This window comes from Amycolatopsis sp. La24, assembly GCF_029087445.1.
GTDB lineage: Bacteria > Actinomycetota > Actinomycetes > Mycobacteriales > Pseudonocardiaceae > Amycolatopsis > Amycolatopsis nivea.
This window is the reverse complement of record NZ_JARACH010000001.1, coordinates 563,025-582,683: the sequence shown is the minus strand read 5'-3', so window position 1 is coordinate 582,683 and position 19,659 is coordinate 563,025. Positions and strand designations below refer to the sequence as shown.

Sequence of the window (19,659 nt, the reverse complement as noted above, 5' to 3'; positions counted from 1 at the left end):
GGACGGTTGCCGGGTGCCGCTAGGTTTCCGGGGGAGTTCGCCGGGATCGGGCCCGGCCGCAAGGGGGTTGTACGTCGCATGAGTAATCCGTTGGTCGCACCGGTGAAGGAGACTTCGGCGATGGCCGGGGTCCCGTTGCTGGAGGACGCGACGGGGCTGAAAGAGGCGATCGAGAGCAAGAACTGGGCCGCGGTCGCGATCGGCGCGGTGGGGACCGCGCTGGACGTGCTCACCGCGGTGATGGACCCGTTCGGCGCGATCTTCGCGGCCGGGGTCGGCTGGCTGATGGAGCACGTCGGTCCGCTGAAGGAGGCTCTCGACGCGCTGACCGGCAACGCGGACGAGATCAAGTCCCAGGCCGCGACCTGGACCAACGTCGCGAAGGAGCTCGAGAGCGTCTCGGCGGAGTTGACCGAGCTGGTCAAGAAGGATCTGCAGGACTGGCACGGCGAAGCGGCCGACAGCTACCGCAAGAAGGCCGAGGACACCTCCGCCCTGATCGCGAGCGCGCAGAAGGGCAGCGAGGGCGCGGCGAGCGGGGTGAAGACCGCGGGCGAGATCGTCGCGGCGGTCCGGTCTCTTGTCCGCGACACCATCGCCGACCTCGTCGGGCACCTGATCTCGTGGGCGCTGCAGGTCGTGTTCACGCTCGGGATCGGGATGACCTGGGTCGTGCCGCAGGTGATCTCGGCGGTCGCCAAGACGGCGTCGAAGATCGGCCAGGTCACCACGAAGCTGGTGAAGGCGCTCAAGGCGCTGATGCCGCTGCTGAAGAAGGCCGGGACGCTGTTCGCCGACGCCGGGAAGGCGTTGAAGGGGATCAAGGGCGGAAAGCCGAAGCCGAGTCCCAAGCCGAAAGACATCGAAACCCCGAAGGGCTCGCCGGGCAAGGGCGGCGGCAAGAACGAGAGCACGACGACCTCCAGCGCGGATTCGCCGCCGGCGAACTCCGGCGGGCATGAAGGCGGTTCCGGCGGCCGGGGACCGGAGACCGACGGCACGCGCGGCGGCGGCAACGACGGTCCGGTGCACTCTCCCGGCGGCGGGCAGTCCGGGGGCGGCGGCGGTTCCGGGTCGCGCGGCGGCTCCGGTTCGAACATCCGGGACAACAGCCGCGGGCCGCAGCAGGACCGCGTGCCGGACAAGAACCTGAACACCTGCGGCGATCCGATCGACGTGGCCAGCGGCGACGTGGTGCTGCCGCAAACGGACGTCGAACTGGCGGGCGTGCTTCCGCTGGTGCTGCGCCGGGTGCACCTCTCGTCGTACCGGGCGGGGCAGTCCTTCGGCCCGAACTGGGCGTCCACTGTGGACCAGCGGATCGAGGTGGACGACGAGGGCGTGTCCTTCGCGTCCGACGACGGCACGCTGCTGTTCTACCCGCACCCGGCGCCGGAGGCCATGCCGCTGGCCGGACCGCGGCGGCGGCTCGCGCTGACCGGCGACGGGTACACGATCACTCTCCCCGACGAGGGCCGGACGCTGCACTTCGGCCGCGGCGGCCCGGTGCTGCCGCTGCGGGCGATCACCGATCGCAACGGGCACCGCGTCGAGTTCGTCCGTGACGACGCCGGCACGCTCGCCGAGGTCCGGCACAGCGGCGGGTACCGCGTGCGGGTCGAGTCCGCGGACGGGCTGATCAGCGCGTTTCACCTGTGCGGTGCCGACGGCGGCGCCGATCTGCCGCTGCTGCGGTACGGCTACCGGCACGGCCTGCTGACCGAGGTGGTCAACGCTTCCGGGGCGCCGCTGCGGTTCGCCTACGACGGCGAAGGCCGGATGACGAGCTGGACCGACCGCAACGGAGCCTGGTACCGCTACAGCTACGACGGCGAGGGCCGCGTCGTGCGAGCTGAAGGTTCCGGCGGATTCTTCAGCGGCTCGCTGTCCTACGCGGACGGCGTGACGCGGTGGACGAACTCCCTGGGCGAGCAGACCGCGTACCACCTCAACGAACGCGGGCAAACCCTGCGCGAGGTCGATCCGGCGGGCAACGAGACCCGCTCGGAGTGGGACGAGTTCGACCGGCTGCTCGCGCGCACCGATCCGCTGGGCCGGGTGACCCGGTACGAGTACGACGAGGCCGGGAACACGGTGGCGGTGACGCGGCCGGACGGTACGCAGACCCGGTCCGAGTACAACGACCTCGGCCTTCCGGTGACGGTGATCGAGCCGGACGGCGCGGTCACCCGACGGGAGTACGACGCGCGCGGCAACCTCACGCGCCTGATCGACCCGGCGGGACAGGCCACCAGCTACAGCTACGACGAACACGGGCACCTGTCGTCGATCACGGACGCGCTCGGCGGGGTTCGCGCCGTGACAACTGACGCGGCCGGGTTGCCGATCTCGGTCACCGATGCGACCGGCGCCGCCACCCGGTTCGAGCGCGACGGTTTCGGGCGTATTTCAGCCGTGGTGGATCCCCTCGGCAACGCCACGCGACTCGGGTGGACCGTCAGCGGCGAACCGTCCTGGCAGACGCTGCCGGACGGAACGACCGAACGGTGGATTTACGACGGCGAGGGCAACCTGCGCACCCACGTCGACGCCCTCGGCCAGACCACGGTCACCGAAGTGACCCACTTCGACCTGCCTGCGGCGGAAGTGCGCCCTGACGGCACCCGGCTGGAATTCGGCTACGACACCGAATTGCGCCTCGTCTCCGTGCGCGACGAGCGCGGGAACTACTGGCGCTGCCGGTACGACGCGGCCGGGAACCTGGTCGAGGAAACCGATTTCGACGGCCGGGTGCTGCGCTACGCCTACGACGCGGCGGGCCAGCTCGTCAGCCGCGTGAACGGGGCGGGCGAGACCACCCGGTTCGGCTGGGACGCGCTGGGCAGGCTGGTCGAAGAGCAGGCCGGCGACAGCACGAGCCGCTACGACTACGACCAGGCGGGCCGGGTCGTCCGCGCGGTCAACGCCGACACGGAGCTGACCTGGACTTACGACGCTTGCGGGCGCGTCCTCGCCGAAAGCTGCAACGGCCGGACGCTGCGTTCGGAGTACGACGCGCTCGGCAGGCGGGTCAAGCGGATCCTGCCCTCGGGCACCGCCAGCGAGTGGAGTTTCGACGCCGCGGGAAGCCTCGTCGGCGTGCGGGTCGACGGGCACGCCATGACGCTGGGGCGCGACCTGCTCGGCCGCGAATCCGATCGCTCGTGGGGCACGACGGTCATCCGGCACCACTGGAACGCGGTCGGCACGCTCGCCGCGCAAACCCTGTCGGGCGGTTACGCCGCGCAGCAACGACGTTCGTACGACTACCGGGCGGACGGCACGCTCAGGGCGGTCGACGACGCGTTGGCGGGCACTCGCCGGTTCGACGTCGACGCGCTCGGCCGGATCACCGGCGTCACCGGAACGGCCGGGACCGAGCATTACCGCTACGACGCCACCGGCAACGTCGTCGCGGCGAACTCGTCCGCGGTCAGCGGTCCGCACTCCGGCGTGCGCGAGTTCGCCGGAAACCGGATCGTCCGCGCCGGGGCGAACCAGTACGAGCACGACGCTCAAGGACGGCTGATCCGCCTGATCAGCCCGGGCGCGCGTACCACGCAGTACGAATGGAACGCCGACGACCGGCTCGTCGCGGTGACCACAGTGGACGGACACCGCTGGCGCTACCGCTACGACGCGATGCGGCGGCGCACCGCCAAACAGCGGCTGTCGGCCACCGGCGAGGTCGTCGAACAGGTCGACTTCACCTGGGACGGGTCCCGGCTGGCGGAGGAGCACCACCGCGGTCCGGGCGGGCTGCGCCGGCTGCGCAACTGGGAGTTCGAACCGGAGACGGACCTGCCGCTGATCCAGGGCGAGAAGCTGCTGGACGCGAACACCCCGCAGCAGGTGGTGGACCGCCGCTACCACGCGATCGTGACCGACCTCGTGGGAACGCCGACCGAACTGGTGGGCCTGGACGGCTCCGTCGCCCGAAGCGGCCCGCGCACCATCTGGGGCGCGGAATCCGGCCGCGGCGACGACGTCACGCCGCTGCGGTTCCCCGGCCAGTACTTCGACGCCGAGACCGGCCTGCACTACAACTACCACCGCTACTTCGACCCGGCCCTCGCCCGCTACCTCAGCGCCGACCCGGTCGGGCTGACCGGCGGCACGAACGCCCAGATGTACGTCAGCAACCCGACGCTGCTGGTCGACCCGCTCGGCCTCAACGACTGCAAGTGGACGTTCAGCAAACAGGACATGCGGTTCGGGAACCAGCCGCTGACCGCGGCCGAGCAGGCGAAATTCGACACGTTCCAGAACTACATCCACAACAACAAGTGGCATCCGAAGAAGGCCGCCGAGGAAGCGGGCGACATGAACTACAAGCAGCTGAGCGGAAACCAGTTCCAGATCCGCCTCGGCGGGAAGCAGCGCGCGACCTTCCGGGTGCTGGACGACGAGAAGCGGGTCGAGATGATCCAGCTCGGCGGGCACACCTGAGCCGCTGCTGAAGGGCTCGGCGGGCCGCGCGAGGCCCGCCGAGCCCGTGAGCCCCGTGGCGGGCCACTCGGTTGGAGCAGGCCCTGCTCCAATTCGGGGAGCCCGCCGGAATATGCATTTCGAACCCGAGCGAATTACGCGTGTGCGCCCGGGGTGTCCGTCGTGCGCGATCGAGGAGTTTTTCGCGGAGCGATATCTCGCGATGTCGCCGGGGAACGGCCCGCCAGGGGCTCGATCTGATGAATTCTAGCCAGGGGCGGGGAAACCGGTCGACGCGATGCCCGGTAGTCGGCGAGCACTCGGACGGATGTTTTTCCTGGCATTCGTGGCAATGGCCTTTCGCCGGCCTCTCCCGGAGGCGGAGCATGTTTCCTCGCGGCGCTGAGGCGCGGGCGGATCGAAAATCGCGGAGAGGTGCTGTCATGGAATAGACCACTGCGCCCGCGTTCGCGGTGGCACATCCACCCGCTCCGACTGTTGGCAGCACGTTTATTGCACTGGATTCTCGCCGGTTCGCACTCGCCGTTCCAGTGGAATATTCCTCCCTGCGTTTTCCGCGATTCCGCGCCGCGAACATTTCATCCGTCACCCGTGGACAAGGAGCAGTCATGACCGAGATCAGCCAGTCCCACCTGGGCCGGGAGGCCCTGGAGATCGCGCTGTGGCAGACGTCGTACCCCGAACTGGAGGCCGCCGCGAGGTCCGCGCTGCAGGATTTCGACGCGGACAGCAACGCTCAGGGCGTGGGCAACAAGGCGGCGGGGGACAACAGCCTGTTGCCCGACCTGGGTCCGCTGTCGAAGTTCGGTTCGTGGGAGTCGGTCGGCAGCACCATCGTGCACCGGGCGGTGACGCTCAGTGGGTTCAACCCGGGCAGCGAGAAATTCGACCCGGTCGCGTGGAGCGTTTTCCTGCAGAAATTCTCCACGATTCCGTTCTTCCTGACCTACACCTTCGACAACCGTGACGCGTCCATCAGCAAGACGTCGCTGAAAAAGGCCGTCGAAGCGGTGTCGGACCTGGTCGAGAACATCATGACGCCGGAGAACTTCCAGGGCATCGTGACCACCATCCAGAAGATCGGCCAGCTCGCGCTGGAGAACGAGGGGAGAAAACAGAAGAACTCCAACCAGCAGGTCGGAGTCCTGTCACGGCATCAAAGCTCGCTGTACCTCGGAGCCGTCCGGACCGCGGTGGAGATGGAGTACAAATCGGGCAAGGGGTACGAGCAGCTGAATCAGACTATTTACGTCTACCGCGGCTACGGCGTGCTCGATTTCGAGAAGTGCAAGCGCCACGCCGACACGCTGCTCAAGTGGGACGGCCAGGACGTGGACGACTGGGAGAAGGACACGGCCAGCTCCTCGAAACCGCCCAACGAGAGCCCCGCCTGGAAGCACTGAGCCGATTCGTCCCGTGTTCCGCGGGCTCCCGGGGTCGCGGCCCCGGGAGCCCCTGACCCCAGGCAGGTCCCATGGTGTTCCCGCAACGGCGGCCTCCCGAGCGCCCAACGGCATCGACCTTCGCCCAAGTCCTCGCCGACAATCTCGGCCATCCGGACGGGGGCTTCACCTTCGCCCACGAGCACTTCGCGAGCTGGGCAGAGCTGTCGAGGGAAGCTCTGCGCCGAGGGCGGCAACTGCTCCGGAGCGGCCTGCGCAAGGGAGACCGCGTCGCGCTCATCGTCCCCGAGCAGCAGGAATTCGTCCTCGCTTTCCTGGGCGCGGTCTCGGTCGGCGTCATCCCGGTCCCGATGAGCCCGCCGATGGGCCTCGGCAAGTTCGAGGCGTACTGCGAGGACTCCGCGCACATCCTCCGCGCCGCGGGAGCACGCGCCCTCCTGATTCCCCGCAGCCTCGCGGACCTGCTGAACCCGCTCGTGCACGCTGTGGCCGGCATGCAGGTCCTCGATCCGGAGGACCTCTTCGCCGAACCCTTGCCGCGCAACGCGCCCCAGCCCGAGGACATCCTTCCCGAGGACGTGATGTTCCTGCAGTTCACCTCGGGAAGCACGGCGGCCCCCAAGGGAGTACGGGTCACGCACGCCAGCGCGCTCGCGAACTGCGCGGCCATCATCGGCGCCCTTCGCCTCGAACGCGACCGCGACCGGGGCGTGAGCTGGCTGCCGATGTACCACGACATGGGGCTGGTCGGTTTCGTGCTGGCGCCGCTGTTGGCGCGCTGCCCGGTGACCTTCCTGCCGACGCTGCGCTTCGCGCTCTCGCCGAGGCTCTGGCTGGAAACGGTGAGCCGCCACCGCGCGACCGTGACCTTCGCGCCCAACTTCGGCCTGGCCTTGGCGATCAAGCACACCCCGGCCGACGAGCTGCGGAAACTGGATCTGTCCTGCCTGAGAGTCGTGGGCTGCGGCGCCGAACCCAACCACCCCGAGACACTGCGGTCCTTCACGACGCACTTCGCGGCGGCCGGATTGCGTCCGGGGGCGGTCATCCCGTGTTACGGCATGGCAGAGGCGACGCTCGCGATCTCGTTCGGCGAGCTCGGAGTCCCGCTCGCCCCAGACGTCATCCAAACGGAGCCCTACCACGCGCGCGACCTCGCACGGCCAGCGTCAGCTTCCGAAGAGCACGTGGCGTTCGTGCCGTGCGGACGTCCCGTCGCGGGCCACCGCGTCCTCGTCGTGGACGACGACGGGAACCCGCTCCCGGAACGGCACATCGGCGAGGTGGTCTTCCAGGGCCCGAGCGTGGCAGCGGGCTATCACGGGGACCCGGAAGCGACCCGGCGAAGCTTCACGCCGCGCGGCCTGCGCACGGGGGATTGCGGTTACCTGGCGGACGGCATCCTCTACGTGACGAGCCGGAAGAAGGACCTGCTCATCGTCAACGGGCGCAACCACGACCCCCAGACCGTGGAATGGACCGCGGCCGAGGTACCCGGCTTGCGCAAGGGCAACATCGTCGCCTTCACCCGGCCCGGCCGGGCGACCGAGGAGGTCGTGATCGTCGCCGAACTCCGCGACGGCGACGCGGCCGCAGTGGCGAGGCGGGTCCGCAGCCGCGTCCAGACGACGCTGTCCCTGCCCGTGGCCGACGTCCTCCTGGTGCCGCCAGGGGAGCTGCCCAAGACGTCCAGCGGCAAGGTCCGGCGGAACAAGACACGACAGCAGTATCTGCAGGGATTTCTCCACCGCGGCGCGCTTTCCGGAGCGCATTGAGCACCCCTTTGGGAGGAGCAACCATGGACACCCGTCTACCCCCGCGAGAGCGAGAGCAGCTGTACACCCTGATCCGCGAAAAGCTGGAACTCGGCGGCGAGGAGCTCGACGACACCACGACGGTGGCAGAGCTGCCCGGGGTCGACTCCGTCAAGGTCCTCAGCCTCGTGGGCGCGGTCGAGCTCGGCTTCCGGGTCAACCTGGGCTTCGAGGCGATCCCGCAGGTACGGACGGTGCACGACATCGAGCGCCTGATCTGCGATTCGCGCGAGCTGTACGCCGCGCGAGCGTCGTGAGCCGGCCGTGGGCACTTCAAGCGACGAGCAGTCGCGGCGGGAAGCGTTCGAGATCGCCGTGTGGGCGGAGGGCAGGCCGGACGTGCTGGGCTGCGACAGCCGCGACCTCAACCAGGAAGCAGGAGTCGGCAACACCTGCGGCGGAGACAACACCGGCTTGCCCAGCCTGGGACCGCTGGCCCCCTTCGGCTCGTGGCAGTCGGTGGCCGCCACCATCATGCGCAAGACCGCGGATTCTGCTCGTTTCGACCAGTCGTCCACGATATTCGATCTGTTCCGGTGGATCGTCTTCGGAAACCAGTTCACCACCATGCCGTTCCTCACCGGCATCACCGGAGACAGCCGCAGCGTGTCCATCTCGTCGCTTTCCCTGTCACCGGTCATTTCGGCGGTGACCCAGCTGGTAGGCGGGCTGGTCACCCTGGACACGCTCACCGGCATCGTCAATTCCATCAAGAAGATCGGCCAGCTGGCGGTGGAGAACAAGGGGCTGCAGGAGAAGAACAGCAACGTGCACCAGGGAGTCCTGACGGTGGTGAACGGAAACCTCCGCCTCGGGCGCCTGCAGACGACGGTGCAGATGGAATACAAGACGGGCAAGGGATACCAGCAGCTCAACCAGCACCTGACGGTCAGCCGCCTGTTCGGGAACCTCGACTACGGCCTCTGCATCCGCAACGCCGAGATCCTGCTCGCTTGGGACCGGCAGGAGGTGGACGAATGGGTGAAGGGTGCGTCGAGTTCTCCCTACCCGCCTAACGACAGCCCCGCGTGGAGCAATTGAACCTGGCCCACCCGCGCCCGGCTCGCGGGTCTGTCGCGAACGCGGTCGGCGCGCCCGAGACCGAGCCGGGCACCTGGCCGAGGCCGTCGCACCGCGTGGCTCGACACGAGTCCATGCGGGACATCCTCTGCAGTTCGTGCCCCCGTTTCCGGCCCGGCCAACGCTCCACGGCTCGCCGCAGTGATCAAGCCAGGCTCCGCCGAAATCAGAGATCGAGCACCGTCACGGTCACCTGAGCGACGTCGCCAGGATCGAGCTTCTCCGCCTTGCGTACCGCGCGTTTGACCGGCAGCACGCGCCGAAGGTCCAGGTCTCGGTCCGCCGACGTTTCGGTGCGGACTGCTGGCCTCCGGCACTCCGGGGGGGTACTGGGCGCGGGGACTACGGCCGGGCGAGGAAGGCCACAGGATCGGCTCGCTGCACGGGTTCGCCCGCGCCGCGTGTTGGTGGACCGGATGTGGCCCGGCTCTGCTCCGGACGGGCGTTGTCCAGCTGTGGCACGGGTGATCTCCGTCGCCCGCGCAGCCGGCCGAAGACCGCCTTTGGTGCCTGCACCAGTCGGCGCGAAACTTTAAGGCAACACCACAGTTTGCACGACCGTGTCCCGCAGCGCGGTCGAGGCGTGGCTGGTGCATCTGCGACAACGCGGCTCGAACGTGACCTGGCGGGCGCGGACACTGAACGCCGTTCGAGACCGCGGTGCTTTTCCGGCATCCGCCGAACAGCGGAGCAGAGTACGTGCACAGATGCCGTTATCGCCCGAGCGGCAACGCTGTTCTGGCCGCCGCGGCCCGATCAGGTTCGGGGTGGTTCGCACCCGGCGACGGTTCGCCGAAGCGGGCCGGATTAATCGGGTCATAATCATTGCGCCGTTTGCCGGATGGTCAAGCAATGACCATTTCGAACGATCGGCGTAAAACGGGACCAGTGCGTTGTTGGGGCATCCCGTATCGCCGGTCCGGTTGACTGATTGGTCCGGGCTTATTGATCGCGCTCGGCGCATCGCGCGTGTCTTTCTCCGGTGTTTCCGGCGGTGTCGTCCAGTGTTCACCGGAGGAGATCAACGCTCGGCGGGCAGTGCCGAGTGCTGCCGAGGGCGCGAGGGCAGCGTGCGGCAAAACGACCGTACGAAAGGGATTTCACCGACAAAGCGGGCAATTCCTGGTGCTCAAGTTCTCCGTGTTCCGATCGTCTTATGTCCGATCTGGTCGGTATCACCGAGTGTAGTTTACCGTCTTCTTGCTTTTGTTCTGCATTTCGCGAACGATGCGGCCGAATTCCGTTGGCGCGGACTCGCCGGGGGATCTGCGCGAATGCGGTGGCAGGCGCGCTTTCTCGGCTCCGCGCTCGGCCGCTTCGCGTATTCCAGGTGGAGCAGACTGCGTTTGCGGGGTTGACGGCCGTTTATATTCGCGGCGTAGGATCGTATGCGATCAGGGGGTCTGGGGGTGCAGGCGCCTGCTCCGGCGGAATCTGGGCGGTCCGCCGGATGTGGTGGCGTGCAGCCAATCGATGGTCGGCGACCGGGCGCGGGGGACGCGCGGCGCCCTTCGATCGACCTCGCGACGCGAGCGACGAGGAGCTGGGGACAATGAGCATCGATCCGGGAATCGATCCGCCGAACGGCATATCGGCGATCACCGTGGATCGCGTCATCGACGTGGCGCGCAGTGCGCCCGACGGCGAGGTGTCGGCCGCGGACATCGCGGATTCGACCGGGATGAGCGTGGTCACGGCTCGGCGTTACGTGCGCTACCTGGCGCAGATCGGCTCGTTGCAGGTGTCGTGCCGCTACGGGAAAGTCGGCGCGCCGGAACGGGTGTACCGGCTGGCTGCCGGATTCGGCGAGGACCCGGCGGGCTCGCCCAGGTCGGCGTGAGCGCCCGGACGCGGAGGCCGCTCCGGCAGCGGCCGCCGCGTCCGGTCAGCCGAGTTCGTCCAGCAGGCCGGCGATGGCGTCGAGCGCGCCCTGGTCCAGCCGGGCCAGCGGGAAATCGGCGGGCGTCCAGCCTGCGCCGCCGTGCGAGACCTCCTCGCGCAGGCGGCTCAGGAACGCCTCGGCCAGTGTCCGCACAGTGTCCGGCGCGTGCACGGCCGGGCAATACGTCCAGTCCACTCGGAGGCGGCCTCCGGCAACGGCGGCGGTGAGGTCCAGCAGGTACGGCCGGACGCCCGCCGGGTCCGCGGACGGGCCAGGGTTCTCCGGGGCGGTGTCGAACAGGGCGTCGGCGGCCGGGTCGGCGACGAGCTGACCGTGGTAGTTGAGCCGGACCCACGGTTCGGGCATGGCCCGCAGCGCCGCGGCCGCAGGGTCGGTTCCGTACCGCAGCAGGCCGTATCCGACGCCGTTGGCGGGTATTTCGGCGAGAGACTGCTTGACCGATCGTGCGGTGGCTCCAGCGTCGAGCGCCACCGGGTGGATGACGGTGAACCATCCGACGGTCCGGGACACGTCGAGGTCGTCGGCCAGTGCGTCCCGGCCGTGGCTTTCGATGTCGACGACGATCCGCGGCGCGCCGGACCACTCGGTGAGCGTCTGGCCCAGCGCGGCCAGGAGCAGCGCGGGGACCGAAGTAGCGCCAGCCGAACGCACGAGATCGCGAGTGGTGTCCTCGTCCGCAGTCACGGTGACGGTCTCGGAAACGCCATAGGTGTTCTCACCGGAGCGCGGCGGCGCGGACTGGCCGGAGAGGAGGTCCGTCCAGAAGGGGATTTCCGCGGTGTGGCGGTCTTCTTCTTCGGCGAGCCGCTCCGCCCAGGCACGGTAGGAGACGGTCTTCGGCGGCAGTTGCACCGCAGTCCCGGCCGCTGCTTGCTGATACGCGGCGACCAGGTCCGCGATCAGGACGCGCCACGACACTCCGTCGACGCCGAGATGGTGCGCGACCAGCAGCAGCCGGTGCCCGTCGTCGCCGAGATCGGCCAGAAGGGCCCGGAACACGCAGCCGGAGGCGAGATCGAGCGAGCTTTGGGTGTGCTCGGCGGCCTTCTCGAACGCACTGCGCCGATCGGTCGCGGGCAGGTCGGCCAGTCGGACGGTGACAAGCGGATCGGCGGAGGCGGGCAGCGGTCCGGCGAGGTCGAGTTCGTCGCCTCGGACCCGGACGCGCAGAGCGTCGTGGTGGTCGATCAGGGCACGCAGCGCGATCCGCAGCGGTTCCGGATCGAGCGGCTGTTTCAGCGCCACCAGGACTTCCTGGTTGTAGTGGTGGCGGGCGGGCAGCCGCTGCGCGAGGAAGCGGCGCTGGATCGGCGTGGGCTTCACCGCCCCGGTGACCGGGCCCTGCTCCGCGCCGGTCGCGCTGCCGTCCGCCGCGGTGGCCACGCCGGCCAGTTCGCCGACAGTCGGATGCTGGAACAGCAGTTTCGGGGTGACCGCGAGGCCCGCCTTGGCTGCGCGCGACATGACCTGGATGCCCAGGATCGAATCGCCGCCCAACGCGAAGAAGTTGTCGTCGCGGCCGACCCGCTGGACGCGGAGCACCTGTTGCCAGATCTCGGCCAACGTCGCCTCGGCCGGGGTGCGCGGCGGCTGGTAGGCGACCGCGCCGGGCCCGGCGGCGGGCAATGCGCTGTGGTCGATTTTCCCGTTGGCGGTCAACGGGATCGCCTCGATCGCCAGGATCGCGCCAGGCACCATGTAGTCGGGCAGGTGCTCGGCGCAGTGCTCGCGCAGCTGCCCGGGTTCGGCGCCGGGGGCGACCACGTACGCGGCCAGCGTCGAACTTTCCTCCCGGAGCGTCACGACGGCCTGGCGGACCGCGGGATGGGTGCACAGCACGGCTTGGATCTCCGCGGGTTCCACCCGGTACCCGCGGAGTTTCAGCTGCTCGTCGGCCCGGCCGAGGAATTCGGTGATTCCGCCGCCAAGCCTGCGGCCGCGGTCGCCGGTGCGGTACATGCGCGCGCCAGGCGGCCCGAACGGGTCCGGCACGAAGCGGTCCGCGGTCAGACCCGGACGGCCCAGGTAGCCGCGGGCCACGCCGGCACCGCCGAGATGGATCTCGCCCGCGACCCAGGAAGGGACCTGCTCGAGCCGTTCGTCCAGGATCTCGGCCCGGCTGTGCGGCAGCGCGGTGCCCAGCGGGACGGTGCGGAACGCTCGCGAATCGTCCGGGTGCAGCTCGTGCGTGAGCACGCCGACCGTAGTCTCGGTCGGGCCGTAGTGGTTGAGGATGCGGCAGTCCGGCGCGAGACGGCGTACGTCGGCAATGAGCTGCCAGTCGGCCGCCTCGCCCCCGAGCACCAGACACCGCGTGGGCAGCACCGCGGCCGCGTCGGGTGCGTCGAGGAGTGCGCGCAGATGCGACGGCACGATCTTCGCGCAGTCGACCGGATGCTTGCGCAGATGCGCGACGAGGCGCGCGGGGTCAGCTGTGTGCTCGGCCGGCAGCAGGTCCAGGGTGCCGCCGGTGCTGAGAGCGGCGAAGAGCATGGTGTTGCCCAGGTCGGCCGCCGGCGTGGACAGCATGGCGTAGCTCGCGCCGCCGGACAGGTCGAGGCGCGCGGTCACGTCGTCGACGTAGGCGGCGAGGTTGGCGTGGCTCACCGCGACGCCTTTGGGAGCGCCGGTGGAGCCGGAAGTGAAGATCACGTATGCGAGCCGGGCGTCGGCATTCCCGGCGGCGGGCAGCGCAACGCCCGGTGCTTCAGCACAGTTCGGGGTGACGAGCGCCCGGTCCGGACCGGCGAGACCGGTCTGCCCGGCGGAGGCGACGACCACCCGGGCACCGGCCTGGTCCAGCATGGCGCGCCGGCGGGCCAGCGGTACGGCCGGGTCGAGCGGCAGGTACGCCGCACCGCTCTTCAGGATGCCCAGCACCGCGACGACCAGGTCGACGGTACGGTCCAGGCACAGCCCGACCGGCGTATCGGGCCGGGCTCCCGCGGCCAGCAGCCTGCGCGCCAGCCGGTCGGCGCGCGCGTCGAGTTCCGCCCGGGTGACCGATTCGTCCAGGCAGCGCACCGCGATGCCACCGGGATCGCGCTGGGCGTGCGTTTCGAACCGGCGGTGGACCGGCGGTGCCGGGTCGGCGTGCCGGGCCGGCACCGGCCCGGCGGCGGCTGGCACGCGCACGGCGAGCGCGGCTTGTGCGCCGTCGCTGCGGACCGAGCGCAGGACCGCGACGTACTGTTCGGCGAGGACCGGCATGTCGGCGGCGTCGACGACGGACGAGTCGAACCAGACGGACAGCCGGGTCCGGTCGTCGTATTCGCGACCGGACAGGCGGACGGTGAAACGTTCGGTGATCGCTTCGGCCTCTTCGAGCACGCCGGATTCGCCGCGGCGCCAGTCGAAGCCCGCCGCGATCGCGCCGGTCCGGTCGAGTCCGGCGGCCCACCGGTTTTGGTCGAAATAGCTTTGCCAATCCGCCATTTCGGCCAGTTCGCCCGCGACCTTCGCGACGAATCCGGCGACGGTTTCGCCGGCCTGCGGCCGGGCGAGCGACGGCGCGTACTTCTCGTACGGGCCGATCGCACCAGCCATCTCGTCTGCCACCCGGTTCGGCAGCCGCACGCCGATCGCCAGCTCGTCCTGCCCCGTCAGCGTGCGCAGCAGCAAATGCCAGCTGGCCAGCGCGACGGCGGGACCCGCCTCGCCCAGCGACGAGTCGAGGTCGACGGAGAACGCGGCCGGGGCGAAGCCCGCGCTGGACGTGCGGGCGAAGGGCAGATCCGCCGCGACGAGCCGCTGCTGCCAATACTCCCGTTCGAGGTCGAACTCCGATGCGGTGAGCAGTTCGTCCTGCCACGGGGCAAAATCCGCGTACTGCAACGGTTCTGTCCCCGCGCCGGCGCCGACGAGCCGGTCGCTGACTTCCTGTGCGAGCACCCGCGCCGACGCCTCGTCCGCGCAGAGGGCCGGCAGCCGCAGCAGCAGGCGGGCATCGTCGGCCAGCAGGACCAGAGCAGCATTGAGTGCGCCGGTGCCGATTGTCCCGGTGAACGCGGCTTTCACTGCGGCGTATGCCGCGTCCCGCGAATTGGCGGGCACCGAGCGCAGATCGTGCACGGGCACCTCCGGGCGGTCCGCGGTGTCGGCGATGACCTGCAGCGGGATCGACGCCTCGGCCGGGCGCCGGAACTCGGTGCGGAGAATCTCGTGCCGCGCCGCCGCTTCGGCCAGCGCCGCGGCGACCTGTTCGGCGGTCGTGCCTGCCGCCAGCCGGAGCGCACACCAGCTGCGGTAGGGCGACGGGCCGCTGCGCTGAAGTTCCCACAGGCGGCGTTGTTGAGGGGAGAGCGGGTAGCCCTCGGTGGCAGTCACTAGTGCACCCTCTTCTGTACGGGCCCCTGGGCAGGGCTGGGGGCGGGACGGCGGCGAACGCGGCTTTCACCGGTCACGGGGCCGAGGTTCGGGCGCGGTACCGGACCGGTTGTCGCGCTCATGCGCGGCCCCTGCGCTCCGGGGCGTTCGCGCGCCGGGTGTTCTTGAGCCGGTGCAGCCCGGCGAGGCTCATCCCGTTCTTGCGTTCGCGGCGCAGCCGGTCTTCGGACTCGGCCAGCCGGCGGGTCACCGCCGACAACCGGATCTCCGGGTCGGCGGTGACCAGTTCGAGCACGCTGACGAACCGGCGGGCCAGCCGCGCAATCGCCGCCGGTTCGAACAGGGCGGCCTTGTACTCGAACACCGCGCGCGTTTCGCCGCCGGACCGCTGCACGTCGAGCCGCAGGTCGTAACGCGCGAGCCGGTCCGGGTCGCCTGCCGGCGACACCTCGATGCCGGGGAACGCCTCGGCCGCGGCCGGCGCGTCCTGCACGACGAACCAGGTCTGGAACAGCGGCAGGCGGCCGGCGGCGCGGTCCGGGGCCAGTTCAGTCACGAGGCGCTCGAACGGGACCGCCTGGTGCGCGTAGGCGCCGAGGCAGGTTTCCCGGGTGCGTCCGAGCAGGTCCCGGAACGCCGGGTCGCCGCCGAGGTCCAGCCGCAGCACCAGGGTGTTCACGAAGAACCCGATCAGTCCCTCCAGTTCCTGGTGGTCGCGGTTGGCGGTCGGGGTGCCGACCACGACCTCGGAGAGGTCGCGAGTCTGGGCCAGCGCGGCGGCGAAAGCCGCGTACAGCGCCATGAACCGGGTCACGCCCGCCTGGCGGCAGAGCGAGCCGAGCCTTCCGTCCACTTCGGACGGAAGCGCGACGGCGCAGCGGGCGGCTTCGGCACCGGCGTCGGCCGAGCGCGGCCGGTCGGTGGGAAGGGTGACGGACGGGAGCCCGCTGAGCGTCTTGCGCCAGTAGGCGAGGTCCGCGGCGAGCCAGTCGTCGGTAAGGGTGCGGTGCTGCCATGCCGCGTAATCGCCGTACTGCACGGGCAGCGCGGGCAGATCCGCGCGGCCGCGCGCCCGGTACTGCGCGCCGAGTTCGTGCAGGAGCAAGCCGATGGACTCGCCGTCGGCGATCAGATGGTGCAGACAGAGCGCGAAGATGTGCTCCTCCGGGCTCGTGCGGACCAGCATCAGCCGCCACAACGGGCCCTCGGTGAGTCGGAACGGCGTTTCGAGCACGGCTCGCACGACTTCCCGCGCTTCTGCCGCGGTCAGGTCGACCACGGGGATAGCGGCGGGCATCCGCGAGGCCACGGTCTGCCGGGGGTCGTCCGCTGACGTCGCGGACACGTGGGTGCGCAGTACTTCGTGCCGGTCGACGACGGCCTGCCAGGCAGCGCGCAGCGCGGGCACGTCGAGTCTCCCGCGCAGCCGAAGCGCGCCGGAAATGTGGTAGAGCGCGGTGCCCGGTTCCCACTGTTGGAGGAACCACAGCCGCCGCTGGGGGAATGACAGCGGCAACGGCGTGGTTCGGTCGACCGGGCGCGGAGGCGTCGACGCGACGGCCGGGTCGCGGCGCAGCGCGTCGATTTCAGCGGAGAGACCGGCAAGGTCGGCGGCCGTGAAGATGGCGCGGAGCGGCACGTCCGCGGCAAACGCGCGGCGCAGCCGGGTCTGCAACTGAGTCGCGGTCAGCGAATGTCCGCCGAGATCGAAGAAATTGGCGTCCCGGCTCACCCGGTCGATGTGCAGCACGTGCGCCCACAGTTCGGCGACCAGTTCCTCGGTGCCCGGACGCGGCGCGACATAGCCGGGGTCGGCGTCGTCCGCGCGGCACTCGGGTGCGGGGAGGGCTTTGCGGTCCAGCTTTCCGTTGTCCGTCAAGGGAAGGCTCGGCATCGGCACGAACACGGCGGGGATCATGTGGTCGGGCATCGTGCGGGCGCAGTGGGCGCGCAGTTCGGCCAGCGGCGGGGCTCCGGTCACATACGCGACGAGCTGCGGATTGCCGGGGACGTCCTCGCGGAGCAGGACTGCTGCGTCGGCGACCGAGTCGGCTGCGCGCAGGGCGGCGGCCACCTCGTCCAGTTCGATCCGGAAGCCGCGCAGCTTGACCTGGTGATCGGTGCGGCCGAGGAAGACGATCGCGCCGTCGGCGTGGGTGCGGACCAGGTCGCCGGTGCGGTAGAGCCGGCTTCCCGGCGGCCCGAACGGATCCGGCAGGAAACGCTCCGCGGTCTGTGCAGCGTGACCGCGGTAGCCGTGCGCCAGGCCGTCTCCGCCGAGGCACAGTTCGCCGGCCGCGCCTGCCGGCACCGGCCGTGCCGCACGGTCGAGCACGTACGCGGTGGTGTTGGCGATCGCAGTGCCGATCGGCACTGTGCGGTCCTGATCGCCCACGGCGTCGACCATGTGCCAGGTCGCGAAGGTGGTGCTCTCGGTCGGGCCGTAGACGTGCAGGAGGCGCCGCGGCGCGCCAGCGGCGAGCACCGTGCGGACGGCGGCCGGATCTACGGCCTCGCCGCCGAAAAGCACCTGGCGCATCGGCGCGAACGCGTCCGGCGCGCCTGCGGCGAACTGGTTGAACAACGCGGTGGTCATGAACAGCGTCGTGATCGCCTGCTCGCGGATCAGCGCCGCGTAGCCGACCGGGTCCAGTGCCTGCTGTTTCGCCACGACCACCGCTGCGGCACCGGACAGCAAGGCTCCCCACAGCTCGAAGGTCGCCGCGTCGAAGGCGGTGGTAGCCGCGAAGGCGATCCGGTCGTCGGCTCGCAGCGAAACGTAATCGGTGTCGCGGACGAGCCGGACGATCGCCCGGTGGGGGACAGTGACGCCCTTGGGAGTTCCGGTGGAACCGGACGTGTACATCACGTACGCGGGCGCATTCGCGGTTGCCGTGACCGCCGCTTCGTCGCCGGTCGGCCAGGTTCGGGGATCGTCCAGGAGCAGGGTGCGCACTCCGTCTGGAACGTTGTGCTGCAACGCTTTTACGGTGAGAACGACGGAGGTTCCGCTGTCCTCAGCCATGAACGCCAGGCGCTGTGCCGGGTAGGAAGGAGCGAGCGGGACGTACGCCGCACCGGCACGGAGAGTGCCGAGCAGCGCGGTGATCAGTTCGGGGGAGCGCTCGAGAAAGACGCCCACGCAGGAACCCGGCGTGACGCCCAGCGCGCGCAACGCGCCAGTCAGGCGGGCGGCGCGGGCGGCCAGCGCGCGGTAGGTGAGGTGCTGTTCGCCGTGCACGACCGCTACCGCGTCGGGGGTGCGTGCAGTTTGTTCCGCGACCAGAGCGGGCACGCTGTGGTCGCGCGGGTAGTCGCCGCGGGTGGCGTTCCACTTCCGGACCAGTGCCGCTGCTGCGTCGTCGGACATGATCGGCACGTCGTTCACGCATCGGTCCAGGTTTTCGAGGAGGCCCGTCACCGCGGCGCGCAGCGCGCCGACGACCGCGCGGGCGGTCTCTTCGGTGTACCAGCGCCGGTCGCACAGCAGCCGCAACCGCAACGAACGCCCCGGCAGCGCAACGACCGTCAGCGGGTAGCTGGTCTGTTCGGTGGCCTGGACCGAGGTGACAGCGACGCCGTCGAAAGCGTTGTCCGCCGCGGCGGTGATCGGGAAGTTCTCGACCACGACGAGGCTGTCGAACAGCGGCTCGCCGCGCGGCACATCGCTGCAGCCTTGCGCACGCACCAGGGAGATGTGCTCGTGCCCGCGCGCGGCGGCGAAGTCCGCCTGTGTTTCGCGCAGCCATTCCAGGACCGGCCGCCGGCCCTCGACCCGGGTGCGTACGGGTAGCGTGTTGATGAACATGCCCACGATGTCTTCCACGCCCGGCAGTTCCGGCGGACGACCGGAAGTCGTGGCGCCGTGCACGACGTCCGAGACGCCGCTGAACCGGGCGAGCACCAAGGACCACGCTGCTTGTACGACGGTGCCGATGGTGAGCCCGCCGGCCTGTGCGGTTGCGATCCGCTTCGCCGTCGACTCCTCGGAAAACACTTCTTCGACGGAGAGAAATCCTTGCGCCGGCACCGCTTCCGCGGCGCGCAGCGGCAACGGGGTGGCGGTGGCGAACCCGCTGAGGCGAGTGCGCCAGAACTCCTCGGTTTTCGCCTGACTCTGCTCGGCCAGCCAAGTCAGGTAGTCCTGATAGGGCCGCACCGGCGGGAGGTCGGCGTCCTCGCCGCGCCGCAGCGCCGCGTACCTCGCGGCCACTTCGCTCAGCACCAGCGGCATGGACCAGCCGTCCAGGAGCAGGTGGTGGTGCGTCCACACGAACACGTACGCGTCGTCGGCCACTCGCAGCAGCGAGAACCGGTGCAGCGGCGGCGCGGCCGGGTCGATGCCCGCCGCCCGGTCCGCGGCGAGGAACTCAGGCAGGCGGTCCGGCGCGAGTTCGACGGTCCGCCAGTCGTGTTCGGTCCACGGCAGTTTGAAGGCGCGGTGCACCGCCTGCACCGGCTGCTCGCCTTCGAGGGAGTGGAACGAAGTGCGCAACGCTGGATGCCGAGCCACGACGCCCGTCCAGGCGGCGCGGAACGCCGGCACGTCCAGCGGCCCGTCGAAGCGGCAGCTGAACTGCTCGACGTAGACGTCGTCGTGCGGGGAGTAGAGGGCGTGGAACAACATGCCCTGCTGCAGCGGGGACAGCGGGTGAATGCTCTCGACGGTCGTCTGCTCGGGCAT

Annotated in this window: 9 protein-coding genes; 6 read left to right on the top strand and 3 right to left on the bottom strand. The window is 70.0% G+C overall.

Going from position 1 to position 19,659, the window contains the following annotated elements; genetic code table 11:
- Positions 1-78 precede the first annotated feature (78 nt).
- The 5 genes from PUT80_RS02720 to PUT80_RS02700 all read left to right on the top strand — a co-directional run bounded on the left by PUT80_RS02720 (position 79) and on the right by PUT80_RS02700 (position 8,707).
- A complete protein-coding gene (locus PUT80_RS02720; RefSeq protein WP_275290975.1) occupies positions 79-4,449 on the top strand; it encodes an RHS repeat-associated core domain-containing protein in 4,371 nt (1,456 codons plus the stop codon).
- A gap of 608 nt (positions 4,450-5,057) precedes the next feature.
- On the top strand, positions 5,058-5,852 hold the full coding sequence (locus PUT80_RS02715) for a hypothetical protein (protein ID WP_037806263.1): 795 nt from the start codon (positions 5,058-5,060) through the stop codon (positions 5,850-5,852).
- 71 nt (positions 5,853-5,923) lie between these two features.
- Positions 5,924-7,627, top strand: a complete 1,704-nt coding sequence (locus PUT80_RS02710; protein ID WP_275290974.1) for a fatty acyl-AMP ligase — start codon at positions 5,924-5,926, stop codon at positions 7,625-7,627.
- Positions 7,628-7,650: 23 nt separating this feature from the next.
- Complete coding sequence (locus PUT80_RS02705) at positions 7,651-7,923, top strand: acyl carrier protein (protein ID WP_275290973.1); 273 nt, start codon at positions 7,651-7,653, stop codon at positions 7,921-7,923.
- Between the two features lie 7 nt (positions 7,924-7,930).
- Positions 7,931-8,707: a hypothetical protein gene (locus PUT80_RS02700; protein ID WP_275290972.1), complete on the top strand. Its 777-nt coding sequence runs from the start codon at positions 7,931-7,933 to the stop codon at positions 8,705-8,707.
- 205 nt (positions 8,708-8,912) lie between these two features.
- Here the strand turns inward: PUT80_RS02700 and PUT80_RS02695 are convergent, their stop codons facing one another.
- Entirely contained in the window at positions 8,913-9,002 is a 90-nt protein-coding gene (locus PUT80_RS02695; protein ID WP_240691253.1) for a DUF1905 domain-containing protein, read from the bottom strand.
- Positions 9,003-10,298: 1,296 nt separating this feature from the next.
- Between PUT80_RS02695 and PUT80_RS02690 the strand changes: the two genes are divergently transcribed.
- Positions 10,299-10,586 (top strand): hypothetical protein, encoded by a 288-nt coding sequence (locus tag PUT80_RS02690; RefSeq protein ID WP_134662803.1) that lies wholly within the window; start codon positions 10,299-10,301, stop codon positions 10,584-10,586.
- A gap of 45 nt (positions 10,587-10,631) precedes the next feature.
- On the opposite strand, the gene PUT80_RS02685 is transcribed toward PUT80_RS02690, so the two are convergent.
- The gene (locus PUT80_RS02685; protein WP_275290971.1) at positions 10,632-14,975 is read right to left on the bottom strand and encodes an amino acid adenylation domain-containing protein; all 4,344 of its coding nucleotides are present in this window, start codon (positions 14,973-14,975) and stop codon (positions 10,632-10,634) included.
- 118 nt (positions 14,976-15,093) lie between these two features.
- Positions 15,094-19,659: a non-ribosomal peptide synthetase gene (locus PUT80_RS02680; RefSeq protein ID WP_275290970.1), complete on the bottom strand. Its 4,566-nt coding sequence runs from the start codon at positions 19,657-19,659 to the stop codon at positions 15,094-15,096.